The organism is Rathayibacter sp. AY1H2 (genome assembly GCF_002931985.1).
GTDB lineage: Bacteria > Actinomycetota > Actinomycetes > Actinomycetales > Microbacteriaceae > Rathayibacter.
On sequence record NZ_PSUV01000016.1, the window covers coordinates 1 to 16051 of the forward strand.

Consider the following 16051-nt stretch of genomic DNA (forward strand, 5'->3'; position numbering starts at 1 on the left):
CGCCCCCGCCGACGTCCTGATCCTCGGCGCCTCCTTCGCCGGCCTCGCCGCCGCCACCGCCCTCGGCCGCAGTCTCCGCGACGTCCTCGTCGTCGACGGCGGACCTCCGCGCAACGCACCCTCGCCCGGTGCCCACAACGTGCTGACCCGCGACGGCGTCCCGCCCACGGAGCTGGTGCGTCTGGCGCGCGCCGAGGCCGAGGGCTACGGAGCCCGGGTGGTCGAGGGCGAGGCGGTCCGCGCCTCCGCGGGTGCCGAGGGCGTGACCGCGACCCTCGCCGACGGCACGGTCCTCCGCGCGCGCCGCCTCCTGCTCGCGACCGGCGTCCGCGACCTGCTGCCGGAGATCCCCGGGCTCGGCGCCCGCTGGGGACGGGACGTCCTGCACTGCCCCTACTGCCACGGCTTCGAGGTGCGCGGCCGGCGGATCGGCGTGCTCGGCAGCTCGTTCGCCGGGCACCAGGCGCAGATGTTCCGACAGCTCAGCGACCGGACGTCGATCCTGCTCCACGGCGCACCCGCGCCCGTCGGCGACGAGGCGGCGGGGCTGGCCGCCCGCGGGATCGCTCTCGTGCCGGGTCGCGTCGAGAAGGTCCTCGTCGAGGACGACCGCCTGGTCGGCGTGGTGATCGACGGTCGGCGGCACGAGCTCGACGCGCTCGTCGTCGGCCCGCGGGTCGAGGGGCGGCTCCCCGAGGGGCTCGGCCTCGAGCTCGCCGACCATCCGTCGGGAGTCGCGCGGCACCTCGCCGTCGACCCGATGGGCCGGACCGGCGTCGCCGGGGTCTTCGCCGCGGGCTCGCTGGTCGAGCCGATGGCGCAGGTCGTCGCCTCGTCCGCCGACGGGCTGCGCGTGGGCGCGGCGATCAACCACGACCTGATCGAGGAGGAGATCGCCGCCGCGCTGCGGGCCGCCTGACGTGCGCTCAGCGGCGGCGGTACTCCAGCTCCGGGCGGCCGGGGGAGCCGTAGCGGGGCGCGCGGTCCGCGACTCCGGAGTCGGCGAGGTGCTCGAGGTAGCGGCGGGCCGTCACCCGCGAGATGTCGAGGCGGGTGGCGAGCTCGGCCGCCGAGAGGCCGACGGGACCCAGCAGCGCGGTGACGGCCTCGAGGGTCTGCGCTGAGAGCCCCTTGGCCAGACCCGGGGCGTTGGAGGTGCGGAGCGCCGCGAAGGCCCCGTCCACCTCGTGCTGGCTGGCGACGTCGGCGCCGTGCATCCGCTCGCGGTACGACCGGTAGCTGGCGAGCTTGGCGGCGAACGCGCTGAAGACGAACGGCTTGATCAGGTACTGCACGATGCCGGCGGCGACGGAGGCGCGCACGTTCGCGGCGTCGCGGACGGCGGTGATCGCGATGACGTCGACGTCCAGGCCCGCCGCCCGGACGGCCCGGCAGAGGTCGAGGCCGCCCATGTCCGGCAGGTTCATGTCGAGCAGGATCAGCGCGATGCCCGGGTCCGCGCGCAGGGCCCGGATCGCCTCCGCCCCGCTGCCGGCGACCGCGGCCACCTCGAAGCCGTCGACCCGCCGGACGTAGTCGGCGTGGGCGCTCGCGGTCAGCGGCTCGTCCTCGACGACGAGCACCCGGATCACGACGCCACCCGCGCGGGCAGCGGCAGCTGCACCGTGAACACCGCGCCGATGTGGCGCGAGACCTCGATCGAGCCGCCGAGCCGCTCCACCACCTGCTGCACCAGCGCCAGGCCGATGCCGCGGCCGAAGCCGTCCGACTCCTTCGTCGAGTAGCCGCGCGCGAAGACGTCGGCGGTGCCGGCGACTCCGGGGCCGCTGTCCGACACCTGCACCACCAGCTCGCCCTCGGCGAGGCCGAGGTAGACCTCCACCCACGGCTCGCGGTCCGGAGCGGAGGAGGCGGCCGCGTCGAGGGCGTTGTCGATCAGATTGCCCAGCACCGTCACGAGGTCCCCGGGCTCCAGCCCCTGCGTGCCGGGCTCGAGGTGCGTCTCGAAGTGCAGCTCGACGCCGCGCTCGCGGGCCTGCGCGGCCTTGCCCAGCAGCAGGGCGGCGATCACCGGCTCCTGCACGGAGCCGAGGACCCGGTCGGCCAGGCGCTGGCTGAGGTTCAGCTCGCCGGCGGCGAACGCGAGCGCCTCGTCGGGCCGGCCGAGCTCGATCAGCGACGCGATGGTGTGCAGGCGGTTCGAGAACTCGTGGGTCTGCGAGCGCAGCGCGTCCGAGAGGGTGCGCAGCGACTCCAGCTCGCCGCTCACCCGCTGCAGCTCGGTGCGGTCCCGGAGCGTGACGACCGTGCCCAGGGGGCGGGCGCCGGGGGAGGCGGCGGGCCGCTCGTTCACCACGAGGATCCGCTCGCGGGCCACGACCAGGCGGTCCGAGACGGGCTCGTCGTCCTGCAGCAGCTCGCGCAGGGCGACGGGGAGGTCGAGCTCGGCGACCGGCACCGGCGTCCGCACGCCCTCGAGCCCGAGCAGCTCCAGCGCGTGGTCGTTGGCGAGCACCAGTCGGCCGCGATCGTCGACCAGCAGTAACCCCTCCCGCACCGAGTGCAGGACGGACTCGTAGTAGGCGAAGACCTGGCTCATCTGCTCCGGGCCCCGCCCGCCCGTGACCCGCCGCAGGTAGCGGGCGAGGAGCCACGAGCCGAGCGCGCCGAGCGCGACCGCACCGAGCGCGCCCCACGCGACGACCTGCACGCGGGCGGCGAAGGAGGCGTCCACGGCCGAGAGCGTGACGCCCGCCGACACGAGCGCGACGACCGCGCCGTCGGCGTCCTCGATCGGCGCGACGGCGCGGACGGAGGGCCCGAGCGTGCCGGTGTACGTCTCGGTGAAGGTCCGCCCCTCCAGCGCGGGCTCGATCGTGCCCTGGAACGGCAGGCCGATCCGGTCGCGGCCGCGGTGGGTGTACCGGGTGCGGTCGGGGGCCATGATCGTGAGGAAGTCGACGCCGGTGTCCCGCATGACCTCCTCGGCGTACGGCTGCAGGCTCGCGGAGGGATCCGCGCCGGCCGTCGACTCGAGGACGAACGGATTGTCGGCCACCGTCCGCGCCACGACGAGGCTCCGCTGGGCGGCCTCGTCGCCGGCTCGGCTCCGCGCGTCGAGGGCCAGCACCGCGACGGCCGCCGCGGCGATCAGCAGGATGCTCAGCAGCTGCACGGCGAACAGGCGCGCGGCGATGCTGCCGCGCGGTCCGCGTGCGCTCGGCGTCCTGACCATGCCACTCCCTCGTGAGCGAGCGCTCGGGGCGCCCCGCCGTGAACAGTATGAACGCAACCGTGCCGGGCTCCGGAGGCGGGGCCACCATCGTCCTACCCCCTCACCTCGACGAAGAGAAGGACACCCCCATGGCGAAGACGCCTCAGACGCCGTCCGACCGGCTGATCCCCGCGGTCACCCCTCCGAAGACCCGGCGGCGCATCGACCGGAACCACTGGCTCTACATCGCCGTCATCATCGCCGTGGTCGCCGGCGTCGTGGTCGGACTCGTCGCTCCCGCCTTCGCGGCGACGCTCGAGCCCGTCGGCAAGGCCTTCGTCGGACTGATCAAGATGATGATCGCGCCGATCATCTTCTGCACCATCGTCATCGGCATCGGCTCCATCGCGAAGGCCGCCACGGTCGGCAAGGTCGGCGGACTCGCGCTGGGCTACTTCATCGTGATGTCGACCTTCGCCCTGGCGATCGGCCTCGTCGTCGGCAACATCCTGCACCCGGGCGAGGGCCTCGACATCTCGAGCGCCACCTACGACACCAGCGACCTCAAGGCCGAGAGCACCAGCGACTTCGTCCTCGGGATCATCCCCGTCTCGCTGTTCTCCTCGCTCGTGGACGGCAGCATCCTGCAGACCCTCTTCGTCGCGCTGCTCGTCGGCTTCGCGCTGCAGAAGATGGGCGCCAAGGGCCAGCCGATCCTCGGAGCGATCAAGCAGCTCCAGGTCCTGGTCTTCCGCATCCTCTCGATGGTGCTCTGGGTCGCCCCGATCGGCGCGTTCGGCGCCATCGCCGCGGTCGTCGGCAAGACCGGCTGGGGAGCGGTCGTCGCTCTCGCCACCCTGATGATCGGCTTCTACATCACCTGCGCGATCTTCGTGGTCGTCGTCCTCGGCCTGCTGCTGCGCCTGGTGACCGGCGTCAGCATCTTCTCGCTGATGAAGTACCTGGCCCGCGAGTACCTGCTGATCGTCGGCACCTCCTCCTCGGAGGCGGCGCTGCCCCGCCTGATCGCGAAGATGGAGCACCTCGGCGTCTCCAAGCCCGTCGTCGGCATCACCGTGCCCACCGGCTACTCCTTCAACCTCGACGGCACGGCGATCTACCTCACGATGGCGTCGCTGTTCATCGCCTCGGCCACCGGAGCGCCGATGTCGATCCCGGAGCAGATCGGCCTCCTCCTCTTCATGATGATCGCCTCGAAGGGCGCCGCGGGCGTCACCGGAGCGGGCCTGGCCACGCTGGCCGGCGGCCTCCAGTCCTTCCGTCCCGACCTGGTCAACGGCGTCGGTGTGATCGTCGGCATCGACCGCTTCATGTCCGAGGCCCGCGCGGTCACCAACTTCACCGGCAACGCGGTCGCCACCCTTCTCGTGGGCACCTGGACCAAGCAGATCGACATGGTGCAGGTCCGCGAGGTCCTCGGCGGGCGCTCGCCCTTCGACGAGACCACGCTCGGAGCGGACGAGCACGAGGCCCCCGCGTCGGGCACCTCGATCACCGAGGGGATCGCCTCGATCCAGGACTCCGACGAGGCGTCGCGGATGCGCGCGGAGATCGCGGCCAAGCGCTAGCCGATCCGATCGCGAAGGCCCCGCCTCCCGGAACCGGTCCGGGAGGCGGGGCGTCCGTCGTGCGCGGGTCCGTGCCTCCGCACCCCGAGCAGAGGCAGGGTCACCGAGCAGAGCGGCCCGATCAGCACCGCGAAGAGGAGGGTGCCGAGGCCGGCGTCGCCGCCGAGGGCCCAGCCGATGAGCAGCACCGTGAGCTCGACGCCCGAGCGCGCCCTCCAGATCGGCAGGCCCGTGCGGGTGTGCAGGCCCAGCATCAGTCCGTCGCGGGGCCCCGGACCGAGGTGGGCGCCGATGTAGATCCCGCTCGCGACCGCCAGAAGCACGAGGCCTCCGGCGAAGAGCAGGCCGCGGGCCCACCACTCGTCCGGCGTCGCCAGCACGCGCAGCCCGACATCGATCATCGTGCCGACCACGAGCACGTTCAGCACGGTGCCGAGACCGGGCCGCTGTCGGAGGGGGATCCACAGCAGCAGGACGAGCAGGCCGATCACGTTCGTGAGCAGTCCGATCCCGAGCCCGGTCTGGTGCGCGACGCCCTGGGCGAAGACGGTCCACGGGTCCACGCCGATCGCCGCGCGGATCATCATCGCGTCGGCGAATCCGTAGAGGATCAGGCCCACCAGCAGGCGCGGCACGGGTCGGAGGCGCCACTGGCCAGCCGGGGGAGCGGCGGCGGCGACGGGAGCGGTGAGCGTCATGGACTCATCACAGCGCGACATTGGCCTTCTTCGCGCGGTCCAATCCGGCTACCTTGGACGCATGGCTGATGTCCACTTCGGCGCGCGCGCCCTGCAGACCCTCCTCGGCGACTGGCGCGAGCAGCGCGGCACCCGGCCCGCCTACCTCGCGCTGGCCGATAGGATCCGCCTCCTCGGGATCGACGGCCGCATCCCCGCGGGCAGCCGCCTGCCCGCCGAGCGCGAGCTCTCGGCCCGCCTCGGCGTCAGCCGCACGACCGTGGCCGCCGCGTACCGCGAGCTGCGCGACAGCGGCTACCTCGTCAGCGTGCGCGGCTCCGGCAGCGTCACCCGCCTGCCGGGAGCGGCCGTGCACGCGGTGCCCTCGCTCGCGCCGGACTTCCTCGACTTCACGAAGGCGGCCCTGCCCGCCGTTCCCGAGCTGGCCGAGGCGTACACCCGCGCGGCGCAGGCGGCCCCCGAGCACTTCGACTCCGGCTCCTACGACACCGTCGGCCTGCCGGTGCTGCGCCGCGCGATCGCCGAGCGCTACACCGCGCGGGGTCTGCGCACCGAGCCCGGCCAGATCATGGTGACCATCGGCGCGCAGCACGCGATCGCGCTCGTCGCCCGCACCCTGCTCGCGCGGGGCGACCGGGCGCTGATCGAGGCCCCGACCTACCCGCACGCCTACGAGGCCCTCCGGCTGGCCGGCGCGCGGCTCGTGCCGGTGAACGTCGACGGGGCGGACGGCTGGGACGGAGAGGGCCTGATCGCCGCGCTGCGCGGCACGAGCCCGAGCCTGGCCTACCTGATGCCCGACTTCCACAACCCGACCGGCCGCTCCATGGCCCCCGAGCTGCGGGAGCGGGCGATCGCCGCCGCGGCCCGGCAGGGCACGCTGATCATCGCCGACGAGACGACGGCCGAGCTCGACATCGACCGGCGGATGACGCCGCTGCCGTTCGCCGCCTACGGGCCCGAGGGGACGGTGCTCTCGATCGGCTCCGTCGGCAAGACGCTGTGGGGCGGCATCCGGATCGGCTGGATCCGCGCCGAGCGGGCGGTGATCCGCAAGCTGGCGCTGGCGCGCTCGGCGAGCGACCTCGGCACGCCGATCCTGGAGCAGCTCCTGGTCGCGGACATGCTCGGCCGGATGGACGGCGTGCTGGAGCTGCGGCGCTCGCAGCTGCGCGCGGGCCGCGACCACCTCGAGGCGGCCCTGGCGCGCGCGATCCCGGAGTGGAGCGTGCCGCGGGTCTCGGGCGGCCTCTCCACCTGGGTGGGCCTGGGCCGGCCGGCGAGCTCGCAGCTGGCGCTCGCCGCTCGGACGGCGGGCCTGCTGATCACCGCGGGCCCGCGCTTCGGGATCGACGGCGCCTTCGAGCGGTTCCTCCGCATCCCGATCGGCTACTCGCCCGAGGCGACCGACCGGGCCGTGGAGGCGCTCGCGACGGCGTGGGCGCAGGTCGCGCGGCACCCGGCAGCCGACCCGGGGTACCTCGCCGACGTGGTCTGAGGTGGAGTGCCCGCCGGGCGTGTGAGATCGTTCTCTCATGAGCGACGGGTACGGCTACCTGCTGGTCCACTTCGTGGAGGACCGGACCGGCCACAGCGAGAAGATCTTCCTCTCGCTCAGCCGGGGCGACGATCCGCTGCGCTGGCGCGCGCTCGGGCCGGTGCTGGAGTGGACCGGCGGCACGGGCGGCGTCCGCGACCGCCACATCTTCCGCGGGCCGCGGGGCTTCCACCTCGTCGCCACCGACCTCCGCGTCTGGCGGCCCGAGGGCCCGGACTGGGACCTCTACCGGCACCGGGGGAGCCGCGACCTCGTGGTCTGGGACTCCACGGACCTCCTCGAGTGGTCCGAGCCGCGCGCGGTCGCCGTCGCTCCCGAGGGCGCGGGCATGGCCTGGGCGCCGGAGTCGGTCTACGACCCGGTCTCGGGCGACTTCCTCGTGCACTGGTCCTCCGGCCTGGCCGAGGACGGCGACCCCGCCACCGGCGAGACGGGCGACAGCCGCATCCTGATGTCCCGCACGCGCGACTTCCTCACGTTCACCGAGCCCGAGACCTACCTGCGGCTGCCCGGCGGAGTGATCGACATGACGCTGCTGATCGAGGGCACGGCCGTCCACCGCTTCGCCAAGCAGCACGACGAGGCCCCCGACACGATGCAGGTGTTCCAGCAGGTCGGCTCCTCCCTCTTCGCGGACGACTTCGCCACCGTCGCGCGGGGGATCGGGCAGGAGCTCGGCCCGAGCATCGAGGGGCCGCTGGTCTTCCGGCACCACCGCGAGGAGCGCTGGTCGCTCTGGGTCGACCAGTACGCCCTCCGCCCCTACGGCTACCGCGCCTACACGAGCACCGACCCGGCCTCGGGCCGCTGGGAGCTCGCGGAGGAGTTCGACCTGCCCGAGGACACCAAGCACGGAGCGGTCCTCCCGCTCACCCGATCCGAGTACACGGCGCTCGACGAGCGCCACCCCGCCTGAGAGGCCCCGCATGACCGACTTCAGCCCCCGTCTCGCCGACGCCCTCGTCACCGTCCTCGGTGCCGACGGCGCTCCGCTCGCCCACGCCGACGTGACGGTCGAGCAGCGCCGCCACGCCTTCGCCTTCGGCTGCACCCCTCCGAGCACCGACCCCGCGCGCGCCGAGGAGCGCCGGCTCTGGCTCGACCTGTTCGACACGGCGACGCTCCCCGTCTACTGGGGCCGCTTCGAGCCGGAGCGCGGCCGCACCGCGACGGAGGAGGTGCTCGCCGAGGCGCGCGCGCTCGCCGCGGACGGCGTCCGGCTGAAGGGGCACCCGCTGGTCTGGCACTACGTGAAGCCGGAGTGGCTCGACGCGCTGCCGCTGGACGAGGCCGAGCAGCTCCTCCGCGCGCGCATCCGCCGGGAGGTGGGCGCCTTCGCCGGGCTGATCGACACCTGGGACGCGATCAACGAGGTCGTCATCATGCCGCGCTTCGCGAACGAGCCGGACGGCGTGACGAACGCCGTCACCCGCCTCGCCCGCGAGAAGGGACGCGTCGGCATGGTCGAGCTGGCCTTCTCGGAGGCGCGCAGCCTCGGCACCGGACCGGTGCTCGTGCTGAACGACTTCGACCTCGGGCCCGAGTACGAGCGGCTGATCGAGGACGTGCTCGAGGCCGGGATCCGGCCCGATGCGATCGGCCTGCAGTCGCACATGCACCAGGGGTTCCGCGGGGAGGAGCAGATCGCGGCGATCTGCGACAGGTTCGCGCGCTTCGGTGTGCCGCTGCACTGGACCGAGACCACCCTCGTCTCGGGCGAGCTGATGCCCGCCGAGATCGAGGACCTCAACGACCACGTGGTCGAGGACTGGCCGACCACTCCGGAGGGGGAGGCGCGGCAGGCGGACGAGATGGTGCGGCACTACGAGACGCTGGTCGCGCATCCGGCGGTCGAGGCGATCACCTACTGGGGCTTCGACGACGCCGGAGCCTGGCTCGGAGCGCCGGGCGGGTTCCTCCGCCGCGACGGGAGCCCGAAGCCGGCCTTTGAGGCGCTGCGCTCGCGGATCCGCGGGGACTGGTGGCTCGAGCCGACGGTGCTCCGGACGGACGCCGAGGGGCGCGTCGGAGTCCGGGCCTTCGCCGGGGACTTCGCGCTCTCGAGCGCGGGGGCGGGCGCTGCAGTGAGCCTCACTGTCGGGTCGTCGACGGCGGAGGTCCGCCTGGGCTGAGGGCGTCCGGGCCGGCCGGTGGCGCGGGTCGCCCCGTCGCGCGCCCCGGAACGCCGCGTCCCTCCCAACACTCAGTCGGCTGATGGAAGACTCGGAGGGTGCATCTCCTCGCGGTCCTCAGCATGAAGAACCGGGCGCTCATCGCGCTCGTCACCGTCGTCATCGCCGTCTTCGGCGGAGTCGCCCTGACCGGGCTCAAGCAGGAGCTCGCGCCGTCGATCTCCTTCCCGCAGCTCGCCGTCGTCACGTCCTACCCGGGCGCCGCTCCGGAGGTGGTCAACGACGACGTCTCGACGCCGATCGAGACCGCCATCCAGGGGGTGCCGGGGCTCGAGACGACCAGCGCGACGTCCTCCACGGACTCCTCCCTCATCTCGGCGTCCTTCACCTACGGCACCGATCTCGCCACCGCTGAGCAGAAGATCCTGCAGGCGATCAACCGGATCAAGAGCACGCTCCCGGACGGCGTCGACCCGCAGGTGGTCACCGGCTCCCTCGACGACCTGCCGGTGCTGCAGCTCGCCGTGTCGAGCGACGGCGACGCGGACGCGCTGGCCGAGCGCCTGCGCACCACGGTCATCCCGGACCTGGAGAAGGTCGAGGGCGTGCGCGAGGCGGCGCTCGTCGGCGAGACCGCCCAGCGCGTCACGATCACCCCGGACGACGCGGCGCTCGCCGCGGCCGGCCTCTCGACCGGCGACATCCGCTCGGCCCTGCAGCAGAACGGCGTGCTCGTCGCGGGCGGACAGATCACCCAGGACGGGTCGACCTTCTCGGTGCAGTCGGGCGTCAAGCTCGACTCGACCGACGCGATCGCGGCGCTGCCGCTGCTGCCGTCCGCAGGTGCCTCCGCGGGTGCGGGCGGCGCCGGTGCGTCAGCGGGCGCGGGTGCCTCCGCGGGCTCCGGCGCTTCGGCGGGCGGCTCCGACGCCGGAGCGGCGGCGGGAGGCGCGGCCGTGACCGCAGAGCCGACCGTCACCACCCTCGGCTCCGTCGCGACGGTCGCCGTCACCGACGCCCCCGTCACCTCGATCTCGCGCGTCAACGGCCAGCCCGCCCTGACCCTCTCGATCACCAAGCTCCCGGCCGCGAACACCGTCGACGTGTCGACCGGCGTGGCCGCGCTGCTCCCGGACCTCGAGGAGTCGATCGGCGACAACGCAGCCTTCACCCCGGTCTTCGACCAGGCGCCCTACATCCAGGAGTCGATCGCGTCGCTCGCGCAGGAGGGGGCGCTCGGCCTCGTCTTCGCCGTGCTGGTGATCCTGCTGTTCCTGCTGTCGGTGCGCTCGACCCTGGTCACGGCCATCTCGATCCCGACCTCGGTGCTGATCACCTTCATCGGCCTGCAGACGGCCGGCTACACCCTCAACATCCTGACCCTCGGCGCGCTCACCATCGCGATCGGCCGTGTGGTCGACGACTCCATCGTCGTGATCGAGAACATCAAGCGGCACCTCGACGCGGGTGAGGACCGGGCCCGGACCATCGCGGTCGCCGTCCGCGAGGTCGCCGGCGCGATCACCGCCTCCACGATCACCACGGTCGCGGTGTTCCTGCCGATCTCGTTCGTCGGCGGCACCACGGGCGAGCTGTTCCGGCCCTTCGCGCTGACCGTGTCGATCGCCCTGCTCGCCTCCCTCGTGGTGGCGCTGACGATCGTGCCGGTGCTCGCCTACTGGTTCCTCCGCCCCTCGAAGCGGCCGGCGGTGCGCCAGGCCGCGCAGGCGGCGCTCGCGGAGGAGCGCGCGGCGGCCGGAGGGGCACCCGCCTCGGGGGTCCCGGCCGACACCGCCGCGCCGGTCGAGGAGGCCCCGCACCACGGCGCCCACGCCGCTCCCCGGCGGGCGCGCGGGCTGCAGTCGGTGTACGGCCCGATCATCCACTGGACGCTGAAGCACTCGGTCGTCACCGTCCTCCTCGCGCTGCTCGTGCTCGTCGGGACCGGTGCGCTGTACCCGCTGATGAAGACGAACTTCCTCGGCTCCAGCGGGCAGGACACCTTCACCGTCACACAGACGGTCCCCGTCGGCCAGAGCCTCGACGCGCAGGACGCGACGGCGCAGCAGGCGAGCACGGCGATCCTCGGCGTCGACGGCGTCGAGACCGTCCAGCTCACCGTCGGCTCCTCCGGCGGTCTGCAGAGCGCGTTCGGCGGGGGAGGAGGCGGCGGCACCTCGATCCGCTACTCCGTCACCACCGATGAGTCGGCCGACCAGGAGGCCGTGCAGGCGGACGTCCGCGACGCGCTGTCGGGCGTCGCCTCGGCCGAGGACATCAGCGTCGCCGCCTCCTCCGGCTTCGGCGCCTCCTCGGACATCGAGGTCGACCTCTCGACCGCCTCGCAGAGCGACCTCCAGAGCGCGAGCGACCAGCTCCTCGAGGCCCTGCGCGGGACCGACGGGATCAGCCAGGCCGAGAGCAACCTCTCCTCCTCGCTGCCCTACATCGCGGTGCGGGTCGACCGCGACGCCGCGGCCCGGGCGGGTCTCAGCGAGGTCGCCGTGGGCACGATCGTCAGCCAGGCGCTCCAGCCCAGCCAGGTCGGCAGCGTCGTGATCGACGACCGCACCCTCTCGATCTACCTGGCCGACGGGCAGCCGCCGGCCACCGTGGACGAGCTGCGGAACCTCGAGGTGCCGACCCTCACCGGCACCGTCGCGCTCTCCACCCTCGCGGCGGTCGAGCAGACGGACGGTCCGGCGAGCATCACCACCGAGCGCGGGCAGCGCACCGCGACCATCACCGTCACCCCGGAGGGCGACGACCTCGCCTCGGCCAACGTCGCCGTGCAGAACGCGATCGACGCGACGGCGCTTCCGGTCGGTGTCGACGCCTCCCTCGGCGGAGTGACCGCCGACCAGGCCGACGCGTTCTCGCAGCTGGGCATCGCGCTGCTGGTCGCGATCCTGATCGTCTACGTCGTGATGGTGGCGACGTTCCGCTCGCTCCTGCAGCCGCTGCTCCTGCTCGTGTCGGTGCCGTTCGCGGCGACCGGCGCGATCCTCCTGCAGGTGATCACCGGCGTGCCGCTGGGCGTGCCGTCCCTGATCGGCGTGCTGATGCTGATCGGCATCGTCGTCACGAACGCGATCGTGCTCGTGGACCTGGTGAACCAGTACCGCGACCGCGGGATGCCGGTGCGGGAGGCGCTGCTGCACGGCACCGAGCGGCGGCTCCGGCCCATCCTGATGACCGCCCTCGCGACGATCTTCGCGCTGCTGCCGATGGCGCTGGGGATCACGGGCCACGGCGGCTTCATCTCGCAGCCGCTGGCGATCGTCGTGATCGGCGGCCTGGTGTCCTCGACGGTGCTGACCCTCGTGGTCCTGCCCGTCGTCTACAACCTGGTCGAGGGGTATCGTGAGCGGCGGCGTGCCGCCCGCGCCGGGAAGGCGTCGGCATGACGGACATCAGGGATGCGGCCGAGACGGTCGGCTCGCGCTGGCGCAGCGGCCCGGAGCGCGCCACCGCGGTCCTCGACGAGATCGGTCCGGAGCGCTTCGTCGCCCGCGACTTCCGCCCGGGCACGATCCGGCACCTCGTCCTGATCCGCTTCCGCCCGACGGCGCTGGTCGCCGAGGCGGACGAGGTCACCCGCCGCTTCCTCGCCCTCGCCGACGAGTGCGTCCGCGACGGACGGCCCTACATCGAGTCGATCGAGACCGGGCCGCAGCTGAGCATCGAGGGCGCGGGCGAGGGCTTCGACCGCGCGTTCCTGCTGACCTTCTCCTCCGAGGGCGACCTGCACTACTACCTGGGCCGGCCGGCCGTCGAGGACCCCGCGCACTGGGATCCGGCGCACGACGCGTTCAAGGAGTTCGTCGGGCCGTTCGTCGACACGGCCGGCATCGTCGCGTTCGACTTCCGACCCGAAGAGCACTGATGGCGACTCCCGACTTCGTGCTGCGACTGCGCGAGCGGATCGGGACCGAGCTGCTCTGGCTCACCGGCGTGACCGCGGTGATCCTCCGCGAGGAGCCGGCGCTCGAGGTCCTGCTCGTCCGGCGCGCCGACACCGGAGCCTGGACGGCCGTCACCGGGATCATCGACCCGGGCGAGACCGTCGCCGGGACCGCCCGCCGCGAGGCGCAGGAGGAGGCGGGTGTCGAGATCGAGGTCGAGCGCCTCGTGCAGGTGCACACCCTCCCGCCGATGCAGTACCCCAACGGGGACCGCTCGCAGTACCTCGACCACGTGGTGCGCTGCCGCTGGATCTCGGGGGAGGCCCACGTCGCGGACGACGAGTCGACCGAGGTCGGCTGGTTCGCGCCCGACGCGCTGCCGCCGATGTCGGACGAGCACCGCGCGCGGATCGAGCGTGCGCTGTCGGACGAGCCGGGCTGCTCGATCGACTGACGGCGGGGGTGCGCGCCGGACGAGGCGGGGCCGCCTCTCGGGAGCGGCACAGGGATGGCGCCGGGCGTCCTGCCGTGTCGGCCTCCGACCGGGCGGGCCCTCGGGCCGGGCTCCTCGGACCCGGTTCGCCTCGGATCGGGCGCTGCTCAGACCGGACGCGCGAAGCAGAGCACCGCGTCGTCGCCGACGTGGGCTCCGAAGCCGTCGATCGCCGTGAAGCCGAGCGCCCCGGCCGCTGGGGCGAGCTCCGGAGCGGCGGCCAGGCGCAGCGTGCGGATCCGCTGCACCCGCGCCCACGACTCCGCCGCCGCGACGAGCCGTCGGGCGACTCCCGTGCGCCGGTGGACAGAGTCGACCACGAGCTCCAGCACCTCGGCGAAGTCGTCCGGGCCGGGAGCGAGCACCAGCACGCCGGCCGCCGCCCCGTCGATCCGGGCGATCAGGACGCGGGCGTGCGGGGGTGGGACCGCGGCGAGGAGGCCCTCCGCTGCGGCTGCGTCCTCGAGGCGGACGACGACTCCGCTCACGAGCCCAGGTGGGCGCGGAGGAACTCGACGACCCGAGCACGCAGAGCGTCGTCGAGGAGCGCGATCGAGTGCAGCGAGCCGGGGAGGACGAGGAGGTCGACGCTCGAGCCCGCTCCGCGCAGCGCCTCCGCGAAGCGGGTCGACTGGCTGAGCGCGACCCGCTCGTGCGCCGCGTGCGCGATGAGGAACGGCGGCTCGGAGCCGTCCACCTGCGCGAGGGGCGAGGCGGCGGTCGCAGCGGGGCAGGAGGCGAGGTCCGCGCAGTCGAGGTAGCTGCGCACGGCGGCCGCGACTCCGACAACCGGGTCGTCGTCGGCGAGGCCGGCGGCGCTGAGATCGGAGGGACCGCTCAGCTCGACCACGGCGGCCAGGCGCGACGAGGTCGACGGCAGCGTGCCGAGCAGAGAGACGAGGTTGCCGCCGGCCGAGCCGCCGAAGGCCGCCACCCGCTCCGGATCGATGCCGAAGCGCGCGGTCTGCTCCGGCTCGAGCAGCCAGTCGAGGGCGGCCGTCACATCGTCGAGCTGCGCGGGGAACACGGCGGCGGGCGCGAGGCGGTAGTCGACCGAGACGGCGACGAACCCCTCCGATCCGAGCCACTGGCAGATCGGGCGCCAGTTCGCGTCGGCCTTGCCTCCACGGGCCCAGCTGCCGCCGTGCACGACGAGGACGGCGGGCCGCGGCTCCGCCGACGGGGCAGGGGAGGAGCAGACGTCGACGCTCTGCCCGGTGCTCGCGTCGTAGACGACGTCGGCCGTCACGCTCACGCCGGACCAGTCGGGTGCGGGTGCCGCTCCGAGCGCCTGCGCCACCGGCTCCGAGACGGGAGTGGTGCTCGCGCAGCCCGAGAGGAGGAGTGCGAGGGCGGCCAGGACCGCGGCGACGCGTCGAGGGGATCGGGTGGGCTCGCGCATGAGTGCGATCAGCGTACGGGGTGCCCGGCGCCCCGGATGCGGCACCCCCGCGATCAGGGGGTGCCGGGCTCGCGCTGCAGCCGGACCAGGACGACCCCCGCGAGGATCAGCGCGCCGCCGACGAACTGGATCGGCGCGGGCAGCTCGCCGAGGATCAGCCACGCGGCCGCGATCGAGAACAGCACCTCCGTCAGCCCGACGAAGGAGGCGATCCGCGTGCCGAGACGGCGTCCGCCCTCGATCCCGAGCAGATACGCCAGCACCGTCGACATGCCGAGGATCACGCCCGCGGGGAGGAGCCAGCTGACCTCCGCTCCGACGAACACCACCTCTCCGAAGGTCGCGTGCAGCGGTGTGACGCCGAGCGCCCCGAGTGCCAGCAGGATCGCGGCGCCGACCGTCATCGCCCCCGCCGTGAGCGCGATCGGCGGCAGCTCCGGATCCACCCGACCGGCGATGACGTAGTAGACGCACAGGCCGAGCGAGGCGGTCAGCGCCCAGGCGATGCCGACCAGCTCGGGGGTCGACTCGCCGGACAGGTCGAGCACGAGCACCAGGCCGCCGAGCGCGAGCGCGGAGCCGGCGAGGGTGAAGCGGCCGGGGTGCCGGCGCGTGCGCGCCCAGGCGAAGAGGACGAGGAACACCGGCGCGAGGTACTCGATCAGCAGGGCGACGCCGACCGACATGTGCTCGATCGCGCTGTAGAAGCAGAGCTGCGCGGCGATCACGGCGAAGACTCCGTAGAGGGCGATCGTGCCGAGGTTGCGGCGGAGCACGGGCCAGCGGCCGCGGAGGGACAGGATCGCCGGGATCGCGAGGATCAGGGCCGCGCCGCCCGCCCGCCAGAGGACCGCGGACGCCGGCGTCCAGCCCGCCTCGAGGAGCGGCTTCACGAACGGCCCGCCCAGACCGAACGCCGCCGACGCGGCCAGCGCCGCGGCGAGGCCGGAGCCGAGGCGCCGTGCAGGCGCGGGCGCGCTCGCGGCGGGGAGGGTGACGGCGGCGGTGCTCTCGGCGGTCATGGCCGGCTCCTTCAGGAGTCAAAAGGATTACACTCGTGACAGCGAGCTGATCGCACACTACTGAGCCGCACTGTCAG

At 73.6% G+C, this 16051-nt stretch carries 14 protein-coding genes; 8 read left to right on the forward strand and 6 right to left on the reverse strand.

Translation table 11 applies throughout. From position 1 onward, the window contains the following. On the forward strand, window positions 1–919 hold a 919-nt coding region (locus tag C5C29_RS12035; protein WP_104308409.1), incomplete at its 5' end, for an NAD(P)/FAD-dependent oxidoreductase. A 7-nt stretch (window positions 920–926) separates the two neighbouring features. Here C5C29_RS12035 and C5C29_RS12040 read toward each other — a convergent pair. Together C5C29_RS12040 and C5C29_RS12045 are read right to left on the reverse strand one after the other, a co-directional pair. Then, window positions 927–1592: a response regulator gene (locus tag C5C29_RS12040; RefSeq protein ID WP_104223809.1), complete on the reverse strand. Its 666-nt coding sequence runs from the start codon at window positions 1590–1592 to the stop codon at window positions 927–929. Next, complete coding sequence (locus tag C5C29_RS12045) at window positions 1589–3196, reverse strand: sensor histidine kinase (RefSeq protein ID WP_104308410.1); 1608 nt, start codon at window positions 3194–3196, stop codon at window positions 1589–1591. The genes C5C29_RS12040 and C5C29_RS12045 overlap by 4 nt, the downstream gene beginning before the upstream one ends. 128 nt (window positions 3197–3324) lie before the next feature. On the opposite strand from C5C29_RS12045, the gene C5C29_RS12050 reads away from it, so the two are divergent. Next, on the forward strand, window positions 3325–4764 hold the full coding sequence (locus C5C29_RS12050; RefSeq protein WP_104223811.1) for a cation:dicarboxylate symporter family transporter: 1440 nt from the start codon (window positions 3325–3327) through the stop codon (window positions 4762–4764). Here C5C29_RS12050 and C5C29_RS12055 read toward each other — a convergent pair. Further along, entirely contained in the window at window positions 4761–5462 is a 702-nt protein-coding gene (locus C5C29_RS12055) for a hypothetical protein (RefSeq protein WP_308470868.1), read from the reverse strand. The two genes, C5C29_RS12050 and C5C29_RS12055, sit on opposite strands and share 4 nt — an antisense overlap. A gap of 61 nt (window positions 5463–5523) precedes the next feature. Here C5C29_RS12055 and C5C29_RS12060 point away from each other — a divergent pair, with 61 nt between their 5' ends. The 6 genes from C5C29_RS12060 to C5C29_RS12085 all read left to right on the forward strand — a co-directional run bounded on the left by C5C29_RS12060 (window position 5524) and on the right by C5C29_RS12085 (window position 13511). Further along, window positions 5524–6960, forward strand: coding sequence for a PLP-dependent aminotransferase family protein (locus C5C29_RS12060; protein WP_104257666.1), 1437 nt, complete (start codon window positions 5524–5526; stop codon window positions 6958–6960). Window positions 6961–6997: 37 nt separating this feature from the next. Further along, window positions 6998–7936 (forward strand): glycoside hydrolase family 43 protein, encoded by a 939-nt coding sequence (locus tag C5C29_RS12065; protein WP_104308411.1) that lies wholly within the window; start codon window positions 6998–7000, stop codon window positions 7934–7936. A gap of 10 nt (window positions 7937–7946) precedes the next feature. Further along, complete coding sequence (locus C5C29_RS12070; protein ID WP_104308412.1) at window positions 7947–9152, forward strand: endo-1,4-beta-xylanase; 1206 nt, start codon at window positions 7947–7949, stop codon at window positions 9150–9152. Window positions 9153–9250: 98 nt separating this feature from the next. Then, window positions 9251–12559: an efflux RND transporter permease subunit gene (locus tag C5C29_RS12075; protein WP_104308413.1), complete on the forward strand. Its 3309-nt coding sequence runs from the start codon at window positions 9251–9253 to the stop codon at window positions 12557–12559. After that, window positions 12556–13038 carry a Dabb family protein gene (locus tag C5C29_RS12080; protein ID WP_104267150.1) on the forward strand — a complete coding sequence of 161 codons (483 nt, stop codon included), beginning with the start codon at window positions 12556–12558 and terminating at the stop codon, window positions 13036–13038. The genes C5C29_RS12075 and C5C29_RS12080 overlap by 4 nt, the downstream gene beginning before the upstream one ends. Next, the gene (locus tag C5C29_RS12085) at window positions 13038–13511 is read left to right on the forward strand and encodes an NUDIX domain-containing protein (protein WP_104226172.1); all 474 of its coding nucleotides are present in this window, start codon (window positions 13038–13040) and stop codon (window positions 13509–13511) included. Before C5C29_RS12080 ends, C5C29_RS12085 begins: the two co-directional genes overlap by 1 nt. A gap of 146 nt (window positions 13512–13657) precedes the next feature. Here C5C29_RS12085 and C5C29_RS12090 read toward each other — a convergent pair whose 3' ends face one another. The 3 genes from C5C29_RS12090 to C5C29_RS12100 are packed head-to-tail and all read right to left on the reverse strand — an operon-like array spanning window position 13658 to window position 15974. Next, window positions 13658–14038: a GNAT family N-acetyltransferase gene (locus C5C29_RS12090; protein WP_104308414.1), complete on the reverse strand. Its 381-nt coding sequence runs from the start codon at window positions 14036–14038 to the stop codon at window positions 13658–13660. Next, window positions 14035–14952 carry an alpha/beta hydrolase gene (locus C5C29_RS12095; RefSeq protein WP_104308415.1) on the reverse strand — a complete coding sequence of 306 codons (918 nt, stop codon included), beginning with the start codon at window positions 14950–14952 and terminating at the stop codon, window positions 14035–14037. The genes C5C29_RS12090 and C5C29_RS12095 overlap by 4 nt, the downstream gene beginning before the upstream one ends. A gap of 53 nt (window positions 14953–15005) precedes the next feature. Continuing rightward, window positions 15006–15974, reverse strand: coding sequence for a DMT family transporter (locus tag C5C29_RS12100; protein WP_104308416.1), 969 nt, complete (start codon window positions 15972–15974; stop codon window positions 15006–15008). Window positions 15975–16051 lie beyond the last annotated feature (77 nt).

Coding starts and splice junctions, on each gene's coding strand:
- C5C29_RS12095 (WP_104308415.1), bottom strand. CDS start 14,952: ATGCGCGAGCCCACCCGATCCCCTCGACGCGTCGCCGCGGTCCTGGCC.
- C5C29_RS12060 (WP_104257666.1), top strand. CDS start 5,524: ATGGCTGATGTCCACTTCGGCGCGCGCGCCCTGCAGACCCTCCTCGGC.
- C5C29_RS12100 (WP_104308416.1), bottom strand. CDS start 15,974: ATGACCGCCGAGAGCACCGCCGCCGTCACCCTCCCCGCCGCGAGCGCG.
- C5C29_RS12085 (WP_104226172.1), top strand. CDS start 13,038: ATGGCGACTCCCGACTTCGTGCTGCGACTGCGCGAGCGGATCGGGACC.
- C5C29_RS12070 (WP_104308412.1), top strand. CDS start 7,947: ATGACCGACTTCAGCCCCCGTCTCGCCGACGCCCTCGTCACCGTCCTC.
- C5C29_RS12045 (WP_104308410.1), bottom strand. CDS start 3,196: ATGGTCAGGACGCCGAGCGCACGCGGACCGCGCGGCAGCATCGCCGCG.
- C5C29_RS12055 (WP_308470868.1), bottom strand. CDS start 5,462: ATGACGCTCACCGCTCCCGTCGCCGCCGCCGCTCCCCCGGCTGGCCAG.
- C5C29_RS12050 (WP_104223811.1), top strand. CDS start 3,325: ATGGCGAAGACGCCTCAGACGCCGTCCGACCGGCTGATCCCCGCGGTC.
- C5C29_RS12065 (WP_104308411.1), top strand. CDS start 6,998: ATGAGCGACGGGTACGGCTACCTGCTGGTCCACTTCGTGGAGGACCGG.
- C5C29_RS12080 (WP_104267150.1), top strand. CDS start 12,556: ATGACGGACATCAGGGATGCGGCCGAGACGGTCGGCTCGCGCTGGCGC.